Raw genomic sequence first — 18,864 nt, 5'->3', positions numbered from 1 at the left:
TTCACCCGGCCGGAAGGTGTGACGCCGACCTGCGGCGTGGCGGCTCAGGCGGCGGCCCGCAGGGCGCTCTCCACCCGGTGGCGCACGTCGGCCAGGTCCACTCCGGCCTCGGTGAGCACCAGCGCGGCCAGCCCGTTGCCCTCGCGCAGCAGCCCCAGCAGGATGTGCTCGGTGCCGATGTGCCGGTGGCGCAGCCGCATCGCCTCGCGCAGGGCCAGCTCCAGCACCTTCCTGGCCCGGGCGGAGAACGGCCCGCCCGGTTGCCGCCGCAGCCGACCCCAGCGGCGACGCGGTGCCGGGACGGCCTCACGCAGCGCGTCGGGGCCGAAGGACTCCTCGATCCGGGCCACGATCGCGGCCAGGTCGATACCGATCTCCCGCAGCGCGGCGGCGTCGGCCTCGGCGAGCCCGTCCGCACCGCGTACGGTGTGCCGGCGCACCCGCTCCCGCAGGTCGTCACCGGTGACTCCGACGTCGCGGAGCACCCGGGCGGCCAGCGCGTCGCCGTCGGCGAGGAGGCCGAGCAGCAGGTGCTCGGTGCCGACGGGTCCTCGCCCCTCGGCCCGCGCCTCGTCGCGTGCGTGCCGCACCACGGCGCGGGCGCGGTCGGTGAACCGTTCGAACATCACGCCTCCCGGGAGGATCCGACCGCCGGTCGCCCGGCGTGCTTCTTGTGGACCGCCTGCCGACTGACCTCGAGCGCGTCGGCGATCTCCTGCCACGACCAGCCCTGTCGTCGGGCGTTGTCGACCTGGACCACCTCGAGCCGTTCGAGCAGCCGGCGCAGGGCGCGGACCGCGCGTAGGCCGACCCGGGGGTCGGTGCTGCCGGCCGCAGCCGCGAGTTCCGTCGCCTGACTCATGCCGTCAACCTACATTGACACACCCGACCCTGTCAACCCCGGTTGACACCCGGCGTCGGCCCGCCGCCACCCGCCAGCGCGGTCGTGCTCCGGGTACGTTCAACGCCCTGACCAGGGCGGGCGTCCGGCGATCACGCCCCGGCGACGCATCGGCGCGACTAGCCTCAACAGCAGGCCGAGCGCAGCGCGGGGGTGATCGCGGATGGCCCCAGGCGGCGAGACGCCGGTGCTGGTCGGCGTCGGTCCGGACGGCGCGCTGCCGGTGGCCCGTACCGCCGCTCGGGTGGCCGCCGCCCACGGCCGCGCGCTGCACCTGATGCACGCGTTCAACTGGGCCGCGCTGGAGGCGCCCGCGGTCACCGCGTCCCGCTCGCACGCCGAGGAGCTGCTCGCCGAGGCCACCGTGGCGGCCAACCAGAGCGAGCCGGACGTCCCGGTCAGCGCCGAGGTGATCGAGGGTTCGGCGGTGTCGACGCTGGTCCGCAAGTCCGAGTCGGCCTTCCTGGTGGCCGTCGGGGACGGCGGCATGGCCCACTGCGACCGCTGTATCCCGGCCGACAGTCCGGCCGTCCAGGTGGCCGCCCGCGCCGAATGTCCGGTGCTGGTCGCCCGTCAGGAACCTCCACCGGCCGGGCCGGTGCTGGTCGGGGTGGACGGCTCGACCTCCGCCGAGATCGCCCTGACCTGGGCGTACGCCTGTTCCGGTCGGCACCGCTCGCCCCTGCTGGCGGTGTGGGTGGTCGAGTCCGACGCGGCGGTGGGCGAGGCCACCGACCGGCTCGCCGCACTGGTGGCCCGGCACGGCGCCGGGCATCCCGACGTAGCGGTGGAGTGCCGGGTCCTCCGGGGCGAACCGGGTGACGTGCTGGTCGAGCAGTCGCGCACCGCGCAGTTGGTGGTGGTCGCCGCGCGCGGCGACGAACCGTGGCGCGGCATGCTCGGCGCGGTCAGCCAGTCGCTGCTCTACCACGCCCCGGCCCCGGTGCTGGTGGTCCGCGGTGTCACCGGGCCGCCCGACGACGACGGGCCGGGACACCCGGGTGGGCGGGACCAACGGCCCTGATCCACGCCCGCCGATACCGCGAAGCTGGAGGCAGGAAACCCGCGCTGCGGATGCAGAATCCACCGACCCGCGAGAGGCTCAAGCAGTATGGACACGGCCGTGGACATCCCGAGCACCCTGACCGACGAGGACCTGCGCCGCCTGGACGCCTACTGGCGGGCGGCGAACTACCTCAGCGTCGGGCAGATCTATCTGCTCGACAATCCGCTGCTCCGCGAACCGCTGACAGCCGAACACGTCAAGCCCCGGCTGTTGGGACACTGGGGCACCTCGCCCGGCCTGAACCTGATCTACGCCCACCTCAACCGGGTGATCGTCGCCCGCGACCTGTCGGCTCTCTTCGTCACCGGTCCCGGCCACGGCGGTCCGGCGGTCGTCGCGAACACCTGGCTGGAGGGCACCTGGAGCGAGCGGTACCCTGGCGTCGGCCGCGACGAGGCCGGGATGGCCCGGCTGTTCCGCCAGTTCTCCTTCCCCGGTGGCATCCCCAGCCACGTGGCCGCGGAGGTGCCGGGCTCGATCCACGAGGGCGGCGAGTTGGGGTACGCGCTCAGCCACGCCTACGGTGCCGCGTTCGACAATCCCGACCTGCTGGTGGCCTGTGTCATCGGGGACGGCGAGGCGGAGACCGGCCCGTTGGCCGGGAGCTGGCTGTCGACCGTGTTCCTCAATCCCGCCCGGGACGGCGCGGTGCTGCCCATCCTGCACCTGAACGGCTACAAGATCGCCAACCCGACGGTGCTGGACCGGATCCCCGAGTCCGACCTGCTCGCCATGATGCGCGGCTACGGCTACCAGCCGTACGTGGTGGCCGGTGACGAGCCCGCCGCCGTGCACGAGACGCTCGCCGCCACCCTCGACCGGGCGCTGGACGAGATCGCCGAGATCCAGCGTCGGGCCCGATCCGGTGCCACCACCGAGCGTCCCCGCTGGCCGATGATCATCCTGCGTACGCCGAAGGGCTGGACCGGCCCGCGCGAGGTCGACGGCAAGCAGGTCGAGGGCACGTTCCACGCCCACCAGGTGCCGTTGTCGAACGTCCGCAGCAACCCGGAGCACCTGGCCGAGCTGGAGCGTTGGCTGCGCAGCTACCGCCCGGAGGAACTGTTCGACGCCACCGGTGCCCCCGTCGCCGAGCTGGCCGCCCTGCCGCCCACCGGGGACCGGCGGATGAGCGCCAACCCGGTCACCAACGGCGGATCGGTGCTGCGCGACCTGGACCTACCGGACTTCCGCGACTACGCGGTGGACGTGCCGAGTCCCGGTGCCACGGCCACCGGCGCCACCGGCGAGCTGGGCCGGTGGATCCGCGACGTGATCGCCGCGAACCCGCAGACGTTCCGGCTGTTCGGGCCGGACGAGGTGGCCTCCAACCGGCTCCAGGCGGCCTTCGAGGTCACCGACCGGGCCTGGATGGGCACCACGGTGCCGGGCGACGACCACCTCTCCCCCGACGGGCGGGTGATGGAGGTGCTCTCCGAGCACCTGTGCCAGGGCTGGCTGGAGGGCTACCTGCTGACCGGCCGACACGGCGTCTTCACCAGCTACGAGGCGTTCATCCACATCGTCGACTCGATGGTCAACCAGCACGCGAAATGGCTCAAGGTGACCCGGGACATCCCCTGGCGGATGCCGGTGGCGTCGCTGAACTACCTGCTCTCCAGCCACGTCTGGCGGCAGGACCACAACGGCTTCTCGCACCAGGACCCGGGCTTCATCGACCACGTGATGAACAAGAAGGCCGAGGTCGTCCGGGTCTATCTGCCGCCGGACGCGAACACCCTGCTCTCCACCATGGACCACTGCCTGCGCAGCCGGCACTACGTCAACGTGGTGGTGGCCGGCAAGCAGCCCGCGCCGAACTGGCTGACCATGGACGAGGCCGTGCAGCACTGCCGACGCGGGGTGGGCATCTGGGACTGGGCCGGTACGGACGGCGGCAGCGAGCCGGACGTGGTGCTCGCCTGCGCCGGTGACGTACCGACCCTGGAGACGCTGGCGGCGGCGGACCTGCTGCGCCGGCACCTGCCCGACCTCAAGGTCCGGGTGATCAACGTGGTGGACCTGATGCGACTCCAGCCGTCCAGCGAGCACCCGCACGGCCTGCCGGACAACGAGTTCGACACGCTGTTCACCCGCGACAAGCCGATCATCTTCGCCTACCACGGCTACCCGTGGCTGATCCACCGGCTCACCTACCGCCGCACCAACCACCACAACCTGCACGTACGCGGGTACAAGGAGGAGGGCACCACCACGACGCCCTTCGACATGGTGATGCTCAACGACCTGGACCGGTTCCACCTCGTCATCGACGTGATCGACCGGGTACCCGGGCTCGGCGACCGGGTGGCGTACCTGCGGCAGGAGATGAGCGACGCGCGCGACGCGGCCCGCGACCACACCCGCCGGTACGGCGAGGACGACCCCCGGGTCGCCGAGTGGCGCTGGGTCCGCGAGACCGACCCCACCAACCCCTGAGGAGGAAGCAGCCATGACCAGGAGTACGAGCGGCGCGGAGATCGTGGTGGGCTACGACGGCTCACCGGACGCGGCGGCGGCCCTGGACTGGGCGCTGGAACAGGCCCGCCGTGACGGCCGCGCGGTCCGGCTGGTGTACGTCTTCGAGTGGCTCACCGTGGCCGGCTGGGTCGGACCCGGCGTCACGCCCGGCATGTGGCCCGACGAGCAGGCCCGTCAGCAGGTCGAGGAGTTGGTGGGCAGGGCCGCGAAGGAGGCCGGTGCGGCCAACCCCGAGCTGACCGTACGCGGCGAGGTCCGCGACGGCCCGCCGGCCCTGGTGCTGGAGGAGAGCTCGGCGGAGGCCGACCTGGTGGTGCTGGGCGGCCGGGGACACGGCGGCTTCGCCGGCCTGCTCGCCGGATCCACGGCGGTCAGCGTCACCGCGCACGCGCACTGCCCGGTGGTGGTGGTCCGCCGCGACACCGCCGACGCCGCACGGACCGGGCACGTCACCGTGGGGGTGGACGGCTCCGAACCCTCCCTGGTGGCCCTCGGCTACGCGGTCGAGCAGGCCGCCCTGCGCCGGGTGCCGCTGCGGGTGCTGCGCGCCTGGCAGCCCAAGGGCGACCAGTGGAACCTCACCGGTGAGCAGGGCCGCGACGCGGCCCTGGCCGAGGACCGCGCGGAGCTGGACGAGGTGCTGCGCCGCTGGCGGGAGACGTTCCCCGACGTCGAGGTGAGCGTCGAGACGGGCACCGCCGCACCGGCCGGGCTGTTGATCGAGTCCAGCCGCCAGTCGCAACTGGTGGTGGTCGGCACCCGGGGCCGGGGCGGCCTGCGCGGCATGCTGCTCGGCTCGGTCAGCCAGCAGCTCATCCAGCACGCGCACTGCCCGGTGGCGGTCGTCCGGGAACGCTGATCCGATCCGCGCCGACCGGCGTCAGGCCGGTCGGCGCGGCCCGCCACCGAGCGCCCGCAGGGCGTTGAGGATCACCAGCACGTCGATGCCCTCCTGAAGGAACGCACCGGCCACCGGCGGCAGCTTCCCGGCCGCCGCGAACCCCATCGCGACGACCGCCAACCCCATCCCCACCGTGGCGCTCTGCACCGCGATCCGCCGGGCCCGGCGCGCCACCTCCACCGCGTCGGCGAGCGGGTCGAGCCGGTCGACGCTCAGTACGGCGTCGGCGACGTCGGCGGAGGCGGTCGCCCCGGTGGCACCCATCGCCACCCCGACGTGCGCCTCGGCCAGGGCGGGCGCGTCGTTGACGCCGTCGCCGACCATCACGGTGACCGCCCGCCCCGCCTCGGCGCGTACCCGGGCGGCCTTCTCCTGCGGGGTGCACCGGGCCAGCACGTCGTCCACGCCGACGGCGCGCGCCACCCGGCGCGCCGTCTCCGGGCGGTCTCCGGTGACCATCACGATCCGGGTCATCCCGGCCGTCCGCAGCCGGTCCACCACCTGGCGGGCGTCCGGGCGTACCGGGTCCTCCAGCACCACCGCGCCGAACGGCCCGGTCTCGTCGGACACCCACACCACGCTGTGTCCGGCCTGCTCGGCGCGGGTACGGACCGGCACCGCCCACGGCGGCGGGTCGGCATCGAGCTGACCGACGCGGATCCGACGTCCACCCACCCGCCCGCGCACTCCCCGGCCCGCCTCCTCGGTCACCTCCGTCGGCGCCAGCAGACGCATCCCGCGCCCTCGGGCATCCCGGACCAGCGCCGCCGCCAACACGTGCGGGGAGAGTTGTTCCACCGAGGCGGCCGAGCGCAGCATCTCGTCGGCGTCGCCGCCGGGGGCCACCACCAGGTCGGCCACCCGTGGTCGGCCCAGGGTGAGCGTGCCGGTCTTGTCGACCAGCAGGGTGCGGGCGCGACCGAGCACCTCCAGCGACCCGCCGTCGCGGACCAGCATCCCCCGCCGGGCCACCCGGGACAGCCCGCTGACGATGGCGATCGGGGTGGCCAGCAGCAGCGGGCACGGGGTCGCCACCACCAGCACCGCCACCGCCCGCAGGAACTCCCCGGACAGCGTCCAGCCCAGACCGGCCAGCACGAGGGTGAACGGCACGAACGCGACGGCATAGCGGTCGGCCAGCCGCACGGTCGGGGCCTTGCGGGCGGTCGCCTCCTCGGCCAACCGGACGATCCCCGCGTACGTGCTGCGGGCGGCGCTCTCGGTGGCCCGCAGCCCGAAGCCCGCCCCGGCGTTGACCACGCCACTGGCCACCCGCTCCCCCGCCGCCCGCTCGACCAGCCGGGACTCCCCGGTCACCACCGACTCGTCGAGGGTCGCCGCAGACTCCACGACGCCGTCGACGGCGACCACGTCACCGGGGCCCACCAGCAGCCGATCCCCGACCGTCACCCGGTCCACCGGCACCACCTCGATGTCACCGTCGGCGGTACGCCGACGGGCGGTACGCGGGGCGCGGGCGAGCAGGGATCGCAGGTCACGGGTCGCCCGTCGGTGCGCGTACGCCTCCAGGGTCCGGCCGGTCGCCAACATCAGCGCGACCACGGCACCGGCCAGGTACTCGCCGACGACGAGCGCCCCGGCCAACGCCAGGACGGCGATCACGTCCACGCCGAAGCGTCGTCGCCACAGCTCACGCAGCATCGAGGCGGTCGCCGGCAGCAACGCGACGAGGGTCGCCGCCGCCCACACCACGTCGGCGATCCCGGCCCGTCCGGCCAGTCGTGCCGCCGCTCCGGCCAGGACCAGCGCGGTCAGTGCGGTCAGCGGCGCCCACAGCCACCACCAGCGTGGTCCACCCGACGGCGCGGGGCGCGGCGGCAGGCACTCGCGGGGACCGTGGTCCGGCGCGTCCGACGTCGGTTCCGCCATGCGCGGATCGTCGCAGGCACCGTGCCCCACCGTCGGGCACTCGGGCCAGATTCCGGGCCGAACTACCCGTCGACGCCGGGTCCCTGGGCCCCTGCGGGTCCCCCGGCGGATGCCGCAGGATGGACCAGACCCGGCCCACGGCCGTACCGAGGTGCGGCACGATGAGCAGAGACGAAAGGTCGTGACGATGAGCCACCAGACGCCGGCCACGCACCGCCCGCTGCCCACCGCGCTCGCGGAGGCCGCCACGATGGCCGGTCGGGCGCCCTCGGTGCACAACGCGCAGCCGTGGCGCTGGCGGGTCCTGCCCGACGCGCTGGAGCTGCGGATGGTGCACGACCCGCAGTTGGCGGCCACCGACCCGGAGGGCGAGCTGGCCCGGTTGAGCTGCGGCGCGGCGCTGCACCACGCCCGGCTGGCGTTGGCCGCCGAGGGCTGGACGGGGACCGTACGGCGGATGCCCGACCCGGCGGAGCCGGACCTGCTCGCCCGGCTGACCGACCTGCGGCCCGGCGGGGCCGACCCGGACGCCATGCGGACCGTCCAGTGCATGCAGGTCCGGCACACCGACCGTCGACCGGTCAGCGACGAGCCGGTCGGCGGCGAACGACTGGACGCGGTCGGCACGGCCGCCCGCCGGGAGGGCGCCCGGTTGGAGATCCTCGACCGCGACCAGGTGCTGGAGTTGGCCGCCGCCGCCTCGCACGCCGCCACCGTCGAGGCCGACGACTCCCGGCTGCGCGAGGAGTTGGCCTACTGGACCAGTCGGGCCGCCGGGACCGGGCTGACCGCCGAGGTGCTGCCCGAGCAGGCCCCGCAGACCACCGTGCCGGGCCGGGACTTCGGCCGCCCCGGGACGCTGCCGGTGGGGCCCGGGCACGACCGGGCCGCGTCGTACGCGGTGCTCTACGGCGACCAGGACGAGCCGGTGGACTGGCTGCGCGCCGGTGAGGCGCTCTCGGCCGCCTGGCTGACCGCCACCCGACTGGGTGTCTCGGTGGTGCCGCTGAGCGGGGTGGTGGAGGTGCCGGCGACCCGGCAGGTCCTGCGCGGGGTGCTGGCCGGGCTCGGCCACCCGTACCTCGTCCTGCGTCTCGGAGTCGCGGACCCGACGCACGCCGGCCCGCCGCACACGCCGCGACGGGACCGCGCCGAGGTGGTGGACACCTCCGCGGTGGACGGAACAGCGGGATGAGCCGGCGGCCGGCGGCCGGTTAGCATCGCCGGGTGACCGTCGGCGATCCCCACCCCCGGCACGGGCCACCGTCCCTCGGGCTCAGTCCGCTCTCCCGTGTCCACCTGGACGAGCTGCTCCAGGAGATGCTGGACCGCGTCGGGGAGGTGATGACCAGCCGGGAACGGCTCCGGGCCCTGCTCGACGCGGTGGTCGGCATCGGCACCGACCTGGACCTGCGCAGCACCCTGCAACGGATCGTGCAGTCCGCCTGCGACCTGGCCGGTGCCCGGTACGGCGCGCTCGGCGTGATCGGCACCGACCGGACGCTGCACGACTTCATCACCCACGGCATCTCCCCCGAGCTGCACGCCAGGATCGGTGACCTGCCGCACGGCCGGGGCGTGCTCGGTCTGCTGATCGACGAGCCGAAGCCGCTGCGGATGCCGGACATCACCCAGCATCCGCGCTCGTACGGGTTCCCGCCGAACCATCCGCCGATGCACACCTTCCTCGGCGTGCCGGTCCGCATCCGTGACCAGGTCTTCGGCAACCTCTATCTGGCCGAGAAGCAGGGCGGCACGCAGTTCACCGAGGACGACGAGGAGATCGTCGTCGCGCTCGCCGCGGCGGCCGGGGTGGCGATCGAGAACGCCCGGCTGTACGCGCTGGCGCACCGGCGGGAACGCTGGCTCGCGGCCACCGCCGAGATCACCTCGCTGCTGCTCGGCGAGGTACGCCGCACCGACGCGCTGACGCTGGTGGCACGGCGTGCCCGTGAGGTCGCCGAGGCCGAACTGGCCCTGGTGCTGCTCTACGACGACGAGGCCGACCACTTCACGGTCGAGGTCGTCGACGGTGCCGGCGCTCAGGCACGCGCGTTGGTCGGCACGGTGCTGCCGGCGGCGGACACCAGTTTCGCCGGGCCCGTCGCGCAGCGCCGGCACGACTCGGTGGACGACCTCGCCCACGCCGCGCCCTGGCCGGCGGTGCTGCACACCGGGCCGGCGGTGATCTCGCCGCTGGCCACCGCCGACACCCTGCACGGCGTCCTGGTGATCGCGCACGCCACGGAGCACGGTGGCGCCACCGACGAGGACGTGGCGCTGCTCGGCAGCTTCGCCGGGCAGGCCGCGCTGGCCATGGAACGCGCACGCGGCCAGGAGGAGCGCGAGCAGTTGGTGGTCCTGGAGGACCGCGAGCGGATCGCCCGGGACCTGCACGACGTGGTCATCCAGCGGCTGTTCGCCACCGGCCTGCACCTGCAGAGCGCGGTGCCGCTGGCCGCACGGCCCGAACTGACCAAACGGATCAACGCGGCCGTCGACGACCTCGACGCCACCATCTCCGACATCCGCCGTACCATCTTCGAGCTGCGCAGTCCGGTGAGCGCGGCGCTGCGCACCGAGATCCGCGAGGCGGTGGAGGTGGCCGCCGGGTCGTTGGGCTTCCGGCCCCGGCTGGAACTGACCGGTCCGGTCGACAGCGCCGTCCCGGACGCGGTCCGTCCCGATCTCACCGCCGTGCTCCGGGAGGCCCTGTCCAACGCGGTACGCCACGCCGAGGCGTCGGCGGTGACGGTGTCGGTGCGCGTCGACGGCGGGCGGGTGACCGTGCTGGTGACCGACGACGGGGTGGGCTGCGACCCGGCCGCCGCCCGGGGCGGGCTGGTGAACCTGCGCGAACGCGCGGAACGCCACGACGGCACCTTCGAGGTGCGCCCGGCCCGACCGCGCGGCACCGAGCTGTGCTGGTCGATCCCGCTACGGGACTGAGCGGCCGGGTGTCGGCGTACGGTCAGCGGGGCTTGCCGAGCAGCCGGGTGGCCAGCACGGCGGCCTGGGTACGCCGTTCCAGACCGAGCTTGGCGAGCACGCTGGAGACGTAGTTCTTGACCGTCTTCTCGGCCAGGAACATCTTGCCGGCGATCTCCCGGTTGGTCAGGCCCTCGGCGACGTACTCCAGGATCCGCCGCTCCTGCTCGGTGAGGGACTGCAACTCGCGCGGCTGCTCCACCCCGCTGCGGATGCGGTCCAGCACCCGGGTGGTGATCGCCGGGTCGAGCAGCGACTGCCCGGCCGCCACCCGACGTACCGCGTCGACCAGGTCGGTGCCGCGGATCTGCTTGAGCACGTATCCCGAGGCACCGGCCATGATCGCGGCGAACAACGCCTCGTCGTCCTCGTACGAGGTGAGGATGAGGCCCTTGATCGAGGAGTCCACGGCCCGCACGTCCCGGCACACGTCGATGCCGTTGCCGTCGGGCAGCCGGGCGTCGAGGATCGCCACGTCGGGGCGCAGGGCCGGGATCCGGCGGGCGGCCTCCGGCGCGGAGCCGGACTCGCCGACCACCTCTATGTCGCCGCTGGCCTGGAGCAGGTCGGCAAGGCCACGACGGACGACCTCGTGGTCGTCGAGCAGGAACACCCGGATCATCCCTCGTTTCTACCCGTTCTCCCCCGCCGCGTGCAGGGGCCGAAGGTCCCGTCCCACCACCCGTCGCCCGATCGGACGCGCGGTCCGACGTCGGCGGTGCCCGGGCAGGGGCGGGGTGTCCCGGTGGTTCGGGACGTGTGGCCCTGCTCGACGGGGGTCCCCGAGGCGCACCGTGGGGAGGTACCGGCGAGCGTGAGGGGGCAGGACCATGGAGACCGGCTACACCGTCGAGCAGCTTCGGGTCGCCGCGGCCGACGCGATCCGCGCGCCGTCCCTGCACAACGTCCAGCCCTGGCGGTTCCGGCTGCGTGAGGGCGGGATCGAGGTGCTGCTCGACCCGCAGCGGCGGCTGCCCGCCACCGACCCGAGCGGTTGGGGCGCCCGGGTCGCCGGTGGCGCGGCGTTGTTCAACCTGCGGCTGGCGCTGGCGGTGGCGGGCGCTCCGGCCACCGTCCGGCTGCGGCCGTACCCGGCGGAACCGACCGTGCTGGCCCGGTTGGTGCCGGACCTGCCGCGCCGACCGACTCCGGCCGAGCAGAGCCTGCACGGGGCGATCCGCCGCCGGTTCAGCAACCGCGCACCGTTCTGGCCGGATCCGGTACCCGCCGACACCCGCTGGCGCCTCGGCGAGGCGGCGCGCGCCGAACACTGCTGGCTGGAACTGCTGATCGGGGTGAGCGCGGTCACCGCGTTCGCCGAGATCGCCCGCGGCGCGCACCGCGTCCTCGAACGCGACCCGGCCTACCGGGCCGAACGCCTCACCTGGGTACGCGCCGAGCCCGCGCCCGACGGGGTGCCGACCACGGCCGGTGGACCGCAGGCCGAACCGCAGGACCTGCTGCCGTCGCGCGGCTTCGGTGCCGCCCGACGCGCACCCGGCCGCGACTTCGAGCCGGAGCCGCTGGTGGCGGTGCTCGGTTCGGCCGGCAACACCGCCGTCGACCAGGTCGTCGCCGGTCAGGCGTTGCAGCGGGTACTGCTCACCGCCACCGACTCCGGGCTGTCGGTGTCGATGCTGTCCCAGCCGATCGAGGTGCCCTCGGCCCGGGATCAGCTCCGGATGTCGTTGGGCCGGTTCGGCACCCCGCAGATGGTGATGCGGATCGGTTTCGGCGGCCCCGGTCGGCCCACCCCGCGCCGCCCGGTCGAGGAGACGCTGGACCTGCCGGTGCGCCTCGGCTGACCGGCGAGGCCGGGTGGGCCGGGGTGGCGCTCAGCGGGCCGCCGGGACCGGGTCACCGGTGGCCAGCTCGGCGAGCAGGGCGGCCTCGCGGGCCGGGTCGAGACCCACCGGCTCCCGGGCCGGGCGGCCCGCCCGGCCCGGCACCGTGCCGACCCGGCGCAACCACTCCCAGGTGTCGGCGACGGTGTCGGCCACCGGTCGGCCGACCAGCCCGGCTGCGTGCGCCCGGGCGACGTCGACCTGCTGCATCCAGCGGTACTCGTGGCCGGGCGGCAGCCAGATCGGCACCTCGCTCCACGGGGCCACGCCCGCGTCGAGCAGCCGGTCCGGCGCGATCCAGCGCAACGAGGCGTCGGCGCCGGTCGCCGCGACCGCGGCGGCGAGCAGGTCACCCATGGTGGCGTGCCCGGGACGGCCGATCACGTTGACGGCGCCACCGAGCCCGGAGACCCCGGCGTCGAGCAGGAAGACAGCCAGGTCGCGCACGTCGACGTACTGCAACGGAAGGTCGGCGGGGCCGGGTGCGAGCACGTCCCCACCCCGGGCGATGCGCGTCAGCCACCACGGCAGCCGGCCGATGTCCTCGCCTGGGCCGAGGATCAGCCCGGCCCGGGCCAGCAGCACCCGGTCGCCGAGGACCGCCTGCACCGCCCGTTCGCTACCGCGCTTGAGCGTCGGGTAGTCGCCGTCGGCGGCGGCCGGGTCGGCGTCGACCACGGCGCCGTCCTCGGTCACCCCGGCGGGCACCGGCGGCGCGTAGACCGAACCGGAGGAGACGTAGACGTAGTGCCGGACCCGCCCGGCGAGCATCCGCGCACCGGCCAGGGCGTCCCGGGGCGCGCCGTCCCAGGTGTCGACCACCACGTCCCACTCGCCGTCGGCCAGTGCGGCCAGCCCGTCCGAGGTGGTGCGGTCGCCGACCAACTGCCGTACGCCGTCCGGAGGAGCCCCGTGCCGCCCCCGGTTGAACACCGTCACCGTCCATCCACGACGGACACCCTCGGCGACGGTCGCCCGGCCCACGAATCCGCTGCCGCCCAGCATGAGCATTCTCATGCGGTCCACCCTGCCGCGTGTCGGGCTCGGCGAGGCACCTCGTTCACCGTCAGCGGATCTGCCCTCGGCAGAAGCGCTGAGTGCCGTGCCCGGCGGACGCCTCAGGCGTGCGCCGGGCACGGGCTTCGGCAGGGCGGTGCCGCGGGCACGGCGGGCACTCCTGGCCGGCTCCTTCATCGAAGGTTGGCACGCTAAATCGTCGTCTCGACCGAGACGGGCGTCAACAACTTCCGGAAATTATCGGTAGTTCAACCGGTGGTCGACCGGGCGGCGGCGCTGTCCCGGACCACCAGCTCGGTGGCCAACTCGATCCGGGGGCTCTCCACCTTCTCCCCCTTGGCCAGCCGCAGCACCGTCCGCGCCGCCAACATGCCCATCTCGGCCAACGGCTGACGCACCGTCGTCATCGGCGGCGAGGACCAGCGGACCTCCGGCAGGTCGTCGAAGCCCACCACGCTGACGTCGTCGGGCACCCGCAGACCCCGCTGCCGGACCGCCTCGTACACCCCCAACGCCATCTGGTCACTCGACGCGAAGATCGCCGTCGGCGGATCGGCCAACCCCAGCAGGCGGGTGCCGCCCACGAACCCGGACTCGTGATAGAAGTCGCCCGGGCAGACCAGCGAGTCGTCGAAGCCCAGCCCGGCGGCCTCCAGCGCGGCCCGGTAGCCGTCCATCCGGGCCCGGCTGCACATCAACTGCGGCGGACCGGCGATGAACCCGATCCGCCGGTGCCCCAGCCCGATCAGATACTCGGTGGCCCGCAGGCCCCCCGCCCAGTTGGTCGCGCCGACCGTCGGCGCGTCCTGCGGCGGCAGACCGTCGGCGTCCACGATCACCACCGGGACGTCCATCCGGCGCAACTCGGCCCGCATGGGCGCCTCGACCATGGACGTCACGAAGATGACGCCCTCGGTGCCCCGCCCGCGCAGGCCGGTCAACCACTGCTCGGCGGGGGCGGTCTGCCGGTGGATGGCGGAGACCACGGTGCCCACCCCGGCGGCGTGCGCCACGTCCTCCACACCCCGGATGATCTCCACCGCCCACGGGCTGTCCAGGTCGTTGAAGACCAGGTCCACCAACCCCGAACTCGCCCGCATACTCGGCGGACGGCGCTGGTACCCGTACCGGGTCAACAGCTCCTCCACCCGCTGACGCGTCTGGGGAGCCACGTCCGAACGCCCGTTGATCACCCGCGACACGGTCGGCACGGAAACGCCGGCCAGATCGGCGATCGCCGAAATCGTGACCCTGCGGGTCTCTCTGGCAACCACAGCTCCACCCACCCAACCCGGTACGGCGACCCACCCGGCGAGGCAGCCGACAACACCCACCCTAGTGCCGGAAATTTCACGCGCATACCGGGAGGTGGGGCAGATCCCTCGGCCCGTCGGGCGGTCAGCTCCTCGGCGCCGCCGCGCTGTCCCGGATGACCAATTCGGTGGCCAACTCGATCCGGGGGCTCTCCACCTTCTCCCCCTTGGCCAGCCGCAGCACCGTCCGCGCCGCCAACATGCCCATCTCGGCCAACGGCTGACGCACCGTCGTCAACGGGGGCGAGGACCAGCGGACCTCCGGCAGGTCGTCGAAGCCCACCACGCTGACGTCGTCGGGCACCCGCAGACCCCGCTGCCGGACCGCCTCGTACACCCCCAACGCCATCTGGTCACTCGACGCGAAGATCGCCGTCGGCGGATCGGCCAACCCGAGCAACCGCACACCGCCGGAGAAGCCGGCCTCGTGATAGAAGTTGCCGACCTGGATCAGCCGGTCGTCGATGGGGATGCCGGCCGTCTCCAGCGCCGCCCGGTAACCGTCCATCCGGGCCCGGCTGCACATCAACTGCGGTAGTCCGGCGATGAACCCGATCCGCCGGTGTCCCAGCCCGATCAGGTACTCGGTGGCCCGCAGGCTGCCGGCCCAGTTGGTGGCACCGATCGTCGGCGCGTCCTGGGCGGGTACGCCGGCCGGGTCGACGATCACCACCGGGATGTTGAGACGACGCAGCTCGGCCTGCTGCGGCCCCTCCAGCGTCGAGGTGACGAAGATGACGCCCTCGGTGGAGCGGGTGCGGATGTTGTCCAGCCACTGCTTGGCCGAGGAGGTGCGGCGGTGGATGGCGGAGACCACGGTGCCCACCCCGGCGGCGTGCGCCACGTCCTCCACACCCCGGATGATCTCCACCGCCCACGGGCTGTCCAGGTCGTTGAAGACTAGGTCCACCAACCCCGAACTCGCCCGCATACTCGGCGGACGCCGTCGATACCCGTGCCGGGTCAGTAACTCCTCCACCCGCTGACGCGTCTGGGGAGCCACGTCCGAACGCCCGTTGATCACCCGAGAGACCGTCGGCACGGACACGCCGGCCAGTCGGGCGATCGCCGCGATGGTCACTGTGCGGTTGTCGTTGGCAGCCACGCGGCGCCTCCATCTCCTCGCTCGAGGGACGCCGCCGACGGGGACGTCACTGCTGGCTCTTCGCCACCGCGGTGATGTCCTTGAGGATCTGATCCGGCCGCTTACGACCGATCATCAGCTCGGCGACGCTGTCGTTGACCTGCTGACCGACCGCCGGCGGGTACGCCTGGTCGAGGTAGAGCTGGAAACCGGTCGCGACAGCCAGGTGCGCCGCCACCACCTGGTTGTTCGGGTCCTTGATCCGCCCGACGGCGGCCAGGTTGGTGGGGAGCACGGCCCCGGTCTCGGCCGCCCGGCGCTGGTTCTCCGACCGCAGCAGCAGGCGCAGGAAGTCCACCGTCGCGGGCGGTGCGTCGCGGCCCACCGCGAAACCGTTGCCGCCGCCGAACGCGTCGGTGGCCGCGCCCTTGCCGCCCTCCACCGTCGGGAAGGTGAAGAACCCGAGCTGGTTGCCGATGCCGCGCTTGCTGTTCGACGACGACGCCTGGATCGAGGGCGCCCACTGGCCCATCAGCTCCATGGCGGCCTCACCGTTGCCCATCGTCGCGCCCTGGCCGTCCGCCGTGCCGTACTCGGCGGAGCGCCAGTTGCGCTGGAACGGCTTGAGATCGACCAGTTCCTTCAGGCGCTCACCGGCGGCCACGAACTCCGGGGTGTCGAAGTTCCCGGTCTCGCCCGCGCGGCGCAGGGCGTCCACACCACCGACGCGCATCGCCAGGTACGCCCAGTAGAAGTGCCCCGGCCACTTGTCCTTGCCGGCGAGGGCGATGGGGGTGATGCCGCGCGCCTTGAGCTTGCCGACCGCCTCCAGCAGCCCGGCCCAGGTGGTCGGCGGCGAGGTGATGCCGGCGTCGGAGAAGTGGTCGCGGTTGTACCAGAAGCCGGTCATGCCCACGTCGAACGGGATGCCGTAGATCCGTCCGTTGATCGTGTAGGGCTGCAACGCCGCCGGGAGCAACTGCCCGATCCACGGTTCCACCTCGGCGGTGATGTCCTTGACCAGGCCCGCTTCCACCTGCTGCTGCAACAGGCCGCCGCCCCACGACTGGAACAGGTCCGGTGGCGTGCCCTTCTTGGTGATCTCGGCCAGCTCGCCCTTGAAGATCTCGTTCTCCAGCGGCTCGATCTCGAACGTCACGTTCGGGTGCCGGCCCGAGTACACCCGCGCCAGGTCGGCCCAGACCGGAAGCATCGGCTCGGTGTTCTGGATGTGCCACCACTTGATCGTCTGCGGCGCGCCGGGGCTCTCGGACTCGCCCCCACCACATCCTCCGAGCAGGAAGGAACCGGCGCCGAGGCCGGCCAGGCCGAGCAGTGACCTGCGGGAGACGGGCGCTGTCATCTGTATCCCTTCGACAACCGGTGACGTACGCATAGGGCACCGCGATCGGCGACAGGCCGCGAATGGCAGTTCGAAAGTTTCAACCCGTTGCCGGCATTTTCGACGTGATGGCCGGCACGTTACGACGCGTCGACGTACCCGGTCAAGAGGCTGTCGCAAGCAGACACTACCCGCTACGGTGATCCGAATCTCGAGGGGTTCCCGCAGCCCACTTCCGGAAATCCACCGGGATCGAAGCCTGAAGGAGCAGCGCATGTCGGCCGAGACCGCGGACGTGGACACCACCCGGTCGATCCGGAACCCGGTCCTCGCCGGCTTCCACCCCGATCCGTCCATCCTGCGTGTCGGCGACGACTACTACCTGGCCACCTCGACCTTCGAGTGGTATCCGGGCGTACGCGTGCACCATTCCACGGACCTGGTGCACTGGCGTGACCTGGGCGGGATCGTCACCGACCGCCGCCTGCTCGACCTGCGTGGCTGCGACGACGCCGCCGGGATCTGGGCGCCCGACCTGACCTACCACGATGGACTGTTCCACCTGGTCTACAGCGACGTGGCCAGCTTCACCGGCGGCTACTGGGACGTGCAGAACTTCCTCACCACCGCGCCGAGCATCACCGGCCCGTGGTCGGCACCGGTCCGGCTGCACGCGCACGGCTTCGACGCCGCCCTGTTCCACGACGACGACGGCACCACCTGGGTGCTCGCGCTCAGCGCCGAGTGGCGGCCGGGCCGCGACCGCTTCGGCGGCATCGAGATCCAGCAGTACGACCCGGTCGCTGAGCGCATGGTCGGCGAGCCGCGGATCATCTTCACCGGCACCGAGGTCGGCCTGACCGAGGGACCGCACCTGTACCGCCGCGACGGCTGGTACTGGCTGGTCACCGCCGAGGGCGGCACGAGCTGGGAGCACCAGGTCACGGTGGCCCGTTCGCGCGAGCTGTTCGGGCCGTACGAGGTCGACCCGGCCGGACCGCTGCTCACCTCCGTCGGCCGCCCCGACCTCACGTTGCAGAAGGCCGGACACGGCAGCCTGGTCCAAACCCCGGGCGGCGACTGGTACCTGGCACACCTCGTCGGACGCCCGTACACCCCGCTCGGCAGGTGCGTGCTGGGACGGGAAACCGCCATCCAGAAGGTGGACTGGCCGTCCGGCGGGTGGCCCCGCGTCGACGGCGGCATCCCGGCCGACGAGATCCCGGCACCCGACCTGCCGGCCCAGCCCTGGCCGACGGCACCGGCCCTCGACCACTTCGACGCGCCCGAACTGGCGGTGTGCTGGTCCACGCTGCGCCGACCGGCCGACGACGACTGGATCGACCTGCGCTCGCGGCCGGGACACCTGCGGGTGCGTGGTGGGCAGTCGCCGACCGGCAGGCAGACCCCGAGCCTGGTCGCCCGCCGGGTCGGTACGCCGCACTGCTCACTGGAGACGGTCGTCGAGTTCGACCCGCGCGACCACCGGCACCTGGCCGGCGTGACCGGGTACTACAACACCCGCAACTGGCACCACCTCTATCTGACCCGGGCCGACGACGGGCGCGTCGTGCTGGAGGTGTTGAGCTGCGACCGGGGACGGCGCACCGCGTACCCGCAGCTCACCGTCGACACCGGCGGCGCCCGCCGGGTCGGCCTACGGGTGACCTTCGACGGCCCGGTGTTGCGCTTCGCCTACGACCTGGGCGACGGCTGGCAGCAGATGCCGGTCGAGTTGGACGCCACCATCCTCTCCGACGAGCACGCCACCGAGATGGTCGACGGCGAGTTCACCGCCTGGGGCTTCACCGGATCGCTGCTCGGTCTCTGGGTGCAGGACATCGGCGGTGACGGCCGGTACGCGGACTTCGACCACGCCACCTACCTCGAACACTGACCGGTGCCGCGTCCGGAACGTTCTCGATATCGCTTTACAGCGCTATGAACAGGCAATATGCCGAGAGCATGAGGTATCGACGGTTGACGCCTCGGCATCGATGGCCGTAACGTTTCGACCAAGTTACCGGACGCTCCCGG

15 protein-coding genes are annotated in these 18,864 nt (G+C 73.1%); 7 read left to right on the top strand and 8 right to left on the bottom strand.

Going from position 1 to position 18,864, the window contains the following annotated elements:
* Window positions 1-44: 44 nt before the first annotated feature.
* The gene (locus ACQVFL_RS08645; protein WP_396691463.1) at window positions 45-626 is read right to left on the bottom strand and encodes a Clp protease N-terminal domain-containing protein; all 582 of its coding nucleotides are present in this window, start codon (window positions 624-626) and stop codon (window positions 45-47) included.
* Entirely contained in the window at window positions 626-862 is a 237-nt protein-coding gene (locus ACQVFL_RS08640; protein ID WP_357212447.1) for an HTH domain-containing protein, read from the bottom strand. The genes ACQVFL_RS08645 and ACQVFL_RS08640 overlap by 1 nt, the downstream gene beginning before the upstream one ends.
* A gap of 202 nt (window positions 863-1,064) precedes the next feature.
* Here ACQVFL_RS08640 and ACQVFL_RS08635 point away from each other — a divergent pair, with 202 nt between their 5' ends.
* The 3 genes from ACQVFL_RS08635 (at window position 1,065) to ACQVFL_RS08625 (ending at window position 5,307) form a co-directional block, all read left to right on the top strand.
* On the top strand, window positions 1,065-1,925 hold the full coding sequence (locus tag ACQVFL_RS08635; protein ID WP_396691464.1) for a universal stress protein: 861 nt from the start codon (window positions 1,065-1,067) through the stop codon (window positions 1,923-1,925).
* A gap of 87 nt (window positions 1,926-2,012) precedes the next feature.
* On the top strand, window positions 2,013-4,406 hold the full coding sequence (locus tag ACQVFL_RS08630) for a phosphoketolase family protein (RefSeq protein ID WP_431729103.1): 2,394 nt from the start codon (window positions 2,013-2,015) through the stop codon (window positions 4,404-4,406).
* A gap of 13 nt (window positions 4,407-4,419) precedes the next feature.
* The gene (locus ACQVFL_RS08625; RefSeq protein WP_431729102.1) at window positions 4,420-5,307 is read left to right on the top strand and encodes a universal stress protein; all 888 of its coding nucleotides are present in this window, start codon (window positions 4,420-4,422) and stop codon (window positions 5,305-5,307) included.
* A 21-nt stretch (window positions 5,308-5,328) separates the two neighbouring features.
* Here ACQVFL_RS08625 and ACQVFL_RS08620 read toward each other — a convergent pair whose 3' ends face one another.
* Window positions 5,329-7,239 (bottom strand): heavy metal translocating P-type ATPase, encoded by a 1,911-nt coding sequence (locus ACQVFL_RS08620; RefSeq protein WP_431729101.1) that lies wholly within the window; start codon window positions 7,237-7,239, stop codon window positions 5,329-5,331.
* A 187-nt stretch (window positions 7,240-7,426) separates the two neighbouring features.
* Between ACQVFL_RS08620 and ACQVFL_RS08615 the strand changes: the two genes are divergently transcribed.
* Both ACQVFL_RS08615 and ACQVFL_RS08610 read left to right on the top strand, forming a co-directional pair.
* Window positions 7,427-8,434: an Acg family FMN-binding oxidoreductase gene (locus ACQVFL_RS08615; protein ID WP_431729100.1), complete on the top strand. Its 1,008-nt coding sequence runs from the start codon at window positions 7,427-7,429 to the stop codon at window positions 8,432-8,434.
* A gap of 125 nt (window positions 8,435-8,559) precedes the next feature.
* The gene (locus ACQVFL_RS08610) at window positions 8,560-10,188 is read left to right on the top strand and encodes a GAF domain-containing sensor histidine kinase (RefSeq protein ID WP_396691885.1); all 1,629 of its coding nucleotides are present in this window, start codon (window positions 8,560-8,562) and stop codon (window positions 10,186-10,188) included.
* Window positions 10,189-10,210: 22 nt separating this feature from the next.
* Here the strand turns inward: ACQVFL_RS08610 and ACQVFL_RS08605 are convergent, their stop codons facing one another.
* On the bottom strand, window positions 10,211-10,849 hold the full coding sequence (locus tag ACQVFL_RS08605; protein WP_117226524.1) for a response regulator: 639 nt from the start codon (window positions 10,847-10,849) through the stop codon (window positions 10,211-10,213).
* Between the two features lie 208 nt (window positions 10,850-11,057).
* Here ACQVFL_RS08605 and ACQVFL_RS08600 point away from each other — a divergent pair, with 208 nt between their 5' ends.
* Window positions 11,058-12,032, top strand: coding sequence for an Acg family FMN-binding oxidoreductase (locus ACQVFL_RS08600; RefSeq protein WP_396691469.1), 975 nt, complete (start codon window positions 11,058-11,060; stop codon window positions 12,030-12,032).
* 30 nt (window positions 12,033-12,062) lie between these two features.
* Here the strand turns inward: ACQVFL_RS08600 and ACQVFL_RS08595 are convergent, their stop codons facing one another.
* The 4 genes from ACQVFL_RS08595 to ACQVFL_RS08580 all read right to left on the bottom strand — a co-directional run bounded on the left by ACQVFL_RS08595 (window position 12,063) and on the right by ACQVFL_RS08580 (window position 16,848).
* Window positions 12,063-13,088 (bottom strand): NAD-dependent epimerase/dehydratase family protein, encoded by a 1,026-nt coding sequence (locus tag ACQVFL_RS08595; protein WP_431729099.1) that lies wholly within the window; start codon window positions 13,086-13,088, stop codon window positions 12,063-12,065.
* A gap of 248 nt (window positions 13,089-13,336) precedes the next feature.
* Window positions 13,337-14,362, bottom strand: coding sequence for a LacI family DNA-binding transcriptional regulator (locus ACQVFL_RS08590; protein WP_396691471.1), 1,026 nt, complete (start codon window positions 14,360-14,362; stop codon window positions 13,337-13,339).
* A gap of 124 nt (window positions 14,363-14,486) precedes the next feature.
* Entirely contained in the window at window positions 14,487-15,506 is a 1,020-nt protein-coding gene (locus ACQVFL_RS08585; protein WP_396691472.1) for a LacI family DNA-binding transcriptional regulator, read from the bottom strand.
* Between the two features lie 46 nt (window positions 15,507-15,552).
* Complete coding sequence (locus ACQVFL_RS08580) at window positions 15,553-16,848, bottom strand: extracellular solute-binding protein (protein ID WP_396691473.1); 1,296 nt, start codon at window positions 16,846-16,848, stop codon at window positions 15,553-15,555.
* A 253-nt stretch (window positions 16,849-17,101) separates the two neighbouring features.
* On the opposite strand from ACQVFL_RS08580, the gene ACQVFL_RS08575 reads away from it, so the two are divergent.
* Window positions 17,102-18,724: a glycoside hydrolase family 43 protein gene (locus ACQVFL_RS08575; RefSeq protein ID WP_431729098.1), complete on the top strand. Its 1,623-nt coding sequence runs from the start codon at window positions 17,102-17,104 to the stop codon at window positions 18,722-18,724.
* Window positions 18,725-18,864 lie beyond the last annotated feature (140 nt).

It is taken from the genome of Verrucosispora sp. TAA-831 (assembly GCF_050780145.1).
Taxonomy (GTDB): Bacteria; Actinomycetota; Actinomycetes; order Mycobacteriales; family Micromonosporaceae; genus Micromonospora.
Note: the sequence above shows the minus strand (reverse complement) of the source record. Positions and strands in the feature narration are given on the sequence as shown.

Excerpts from the sequence above, each read along its gene's own strand:
- ACQVFL_RS08645 (WP_396691463.1), bottom strand. The coding sequence starts at position 626 with ATGTTCGAACGGTTCACCGACCGCGCCCGCGCCGTGGTGCGGCACGCA.
- ACQVFL_RS08640 (WP_357212447.1), bottom strand. The coding sequence starts at position 862 with ATGAGTCAGGCGACGGAACTCGCGGCTGCGGCCGGCAGCACCGACCCC.
- ACQVFL_RS08635 (WP_396691464.1), top strand. The coding sequence starts at position 1,065 with ATGGCCCCAGGCGGCGAGACGCCGGTGCTGGTCGGCGTCGGTCCGGAC.
- ACQVFL_RS08630 (WP_431729103.1), top strand. The coding sequence starts at position 2,013 with ATGGACACGGCCGTGGACATCCCGAGCACCCTGACCGACGAGGACCTG.
- ACQVFL_RS08625 (WP_431729102.1), top strand. The coding sequence starts at position 4,420 with ATGACCAGGAGTACGAGCGGCGCGGAGATCGTGGTGGGCTACGACGGC.
- ACQVFL_RS08620 (WP_431729101.1), bottom strand. The coding sequence starts at position 7,239 with ATGGCGGAACCGACGTCGGACGCGCCGGACCACGGTCCCCGCGAGTGC.
- ACQVFL_RS08615 (WP_431729100.1), top strand. The coding sequence starts at position 7,427 with ATGAGCCACCAGACGCCGGCCACGCACCGCCCGCTGCCCACCGCGCTC.
- ACQVFL_RS08610 (WP_396691885.1), top strand. The coding sequence starts at position 8,560 with ATGCTGGACCGCGTCGGGGAGGTGATGACCAGCCGGGAACGGCTCCGG.
- ACQVFL_RS08605 (WP_117226524.1), bottom strand. The coding sequence starts at position 10,849 with ATGATCCGGGTGTTCCTGCTCGACGACCACGAGGTCGTCCGTCGTGGC.
- ACQVFL_RS08600 (WP_396691469.1), top strand. The coding sequence starts at position 11,058 with ATGGAGACCGGCTACACCGTCGAGCAGCTTCGGGTCGCCGCGGCCGAC.
- ACQVFL_RS08595 (WP_431729099.1), bottom strand. The coding sequence starts at position 13,088 with ATGAGAATGCTCATGCTGGGCGGCAGCGGATTCGTGGGCCGGGCGACC.
- ACQVFL_RS08580 (WP_396691473.1), bottom strand. The coding sequence starts at position 16,848 with ATGACAGCGCCCGTCTCCCGCAGGTCACTGCTCGGCCTGGCCGGCCTC.
- ACQVFL_RS08575 (WP_431729098.1), top strand. The coding sequence starts at position 17,102 with ATGTCGGCCGAGACCGCGGACGTGGACACCACCCGGTCGATCCGGAAC.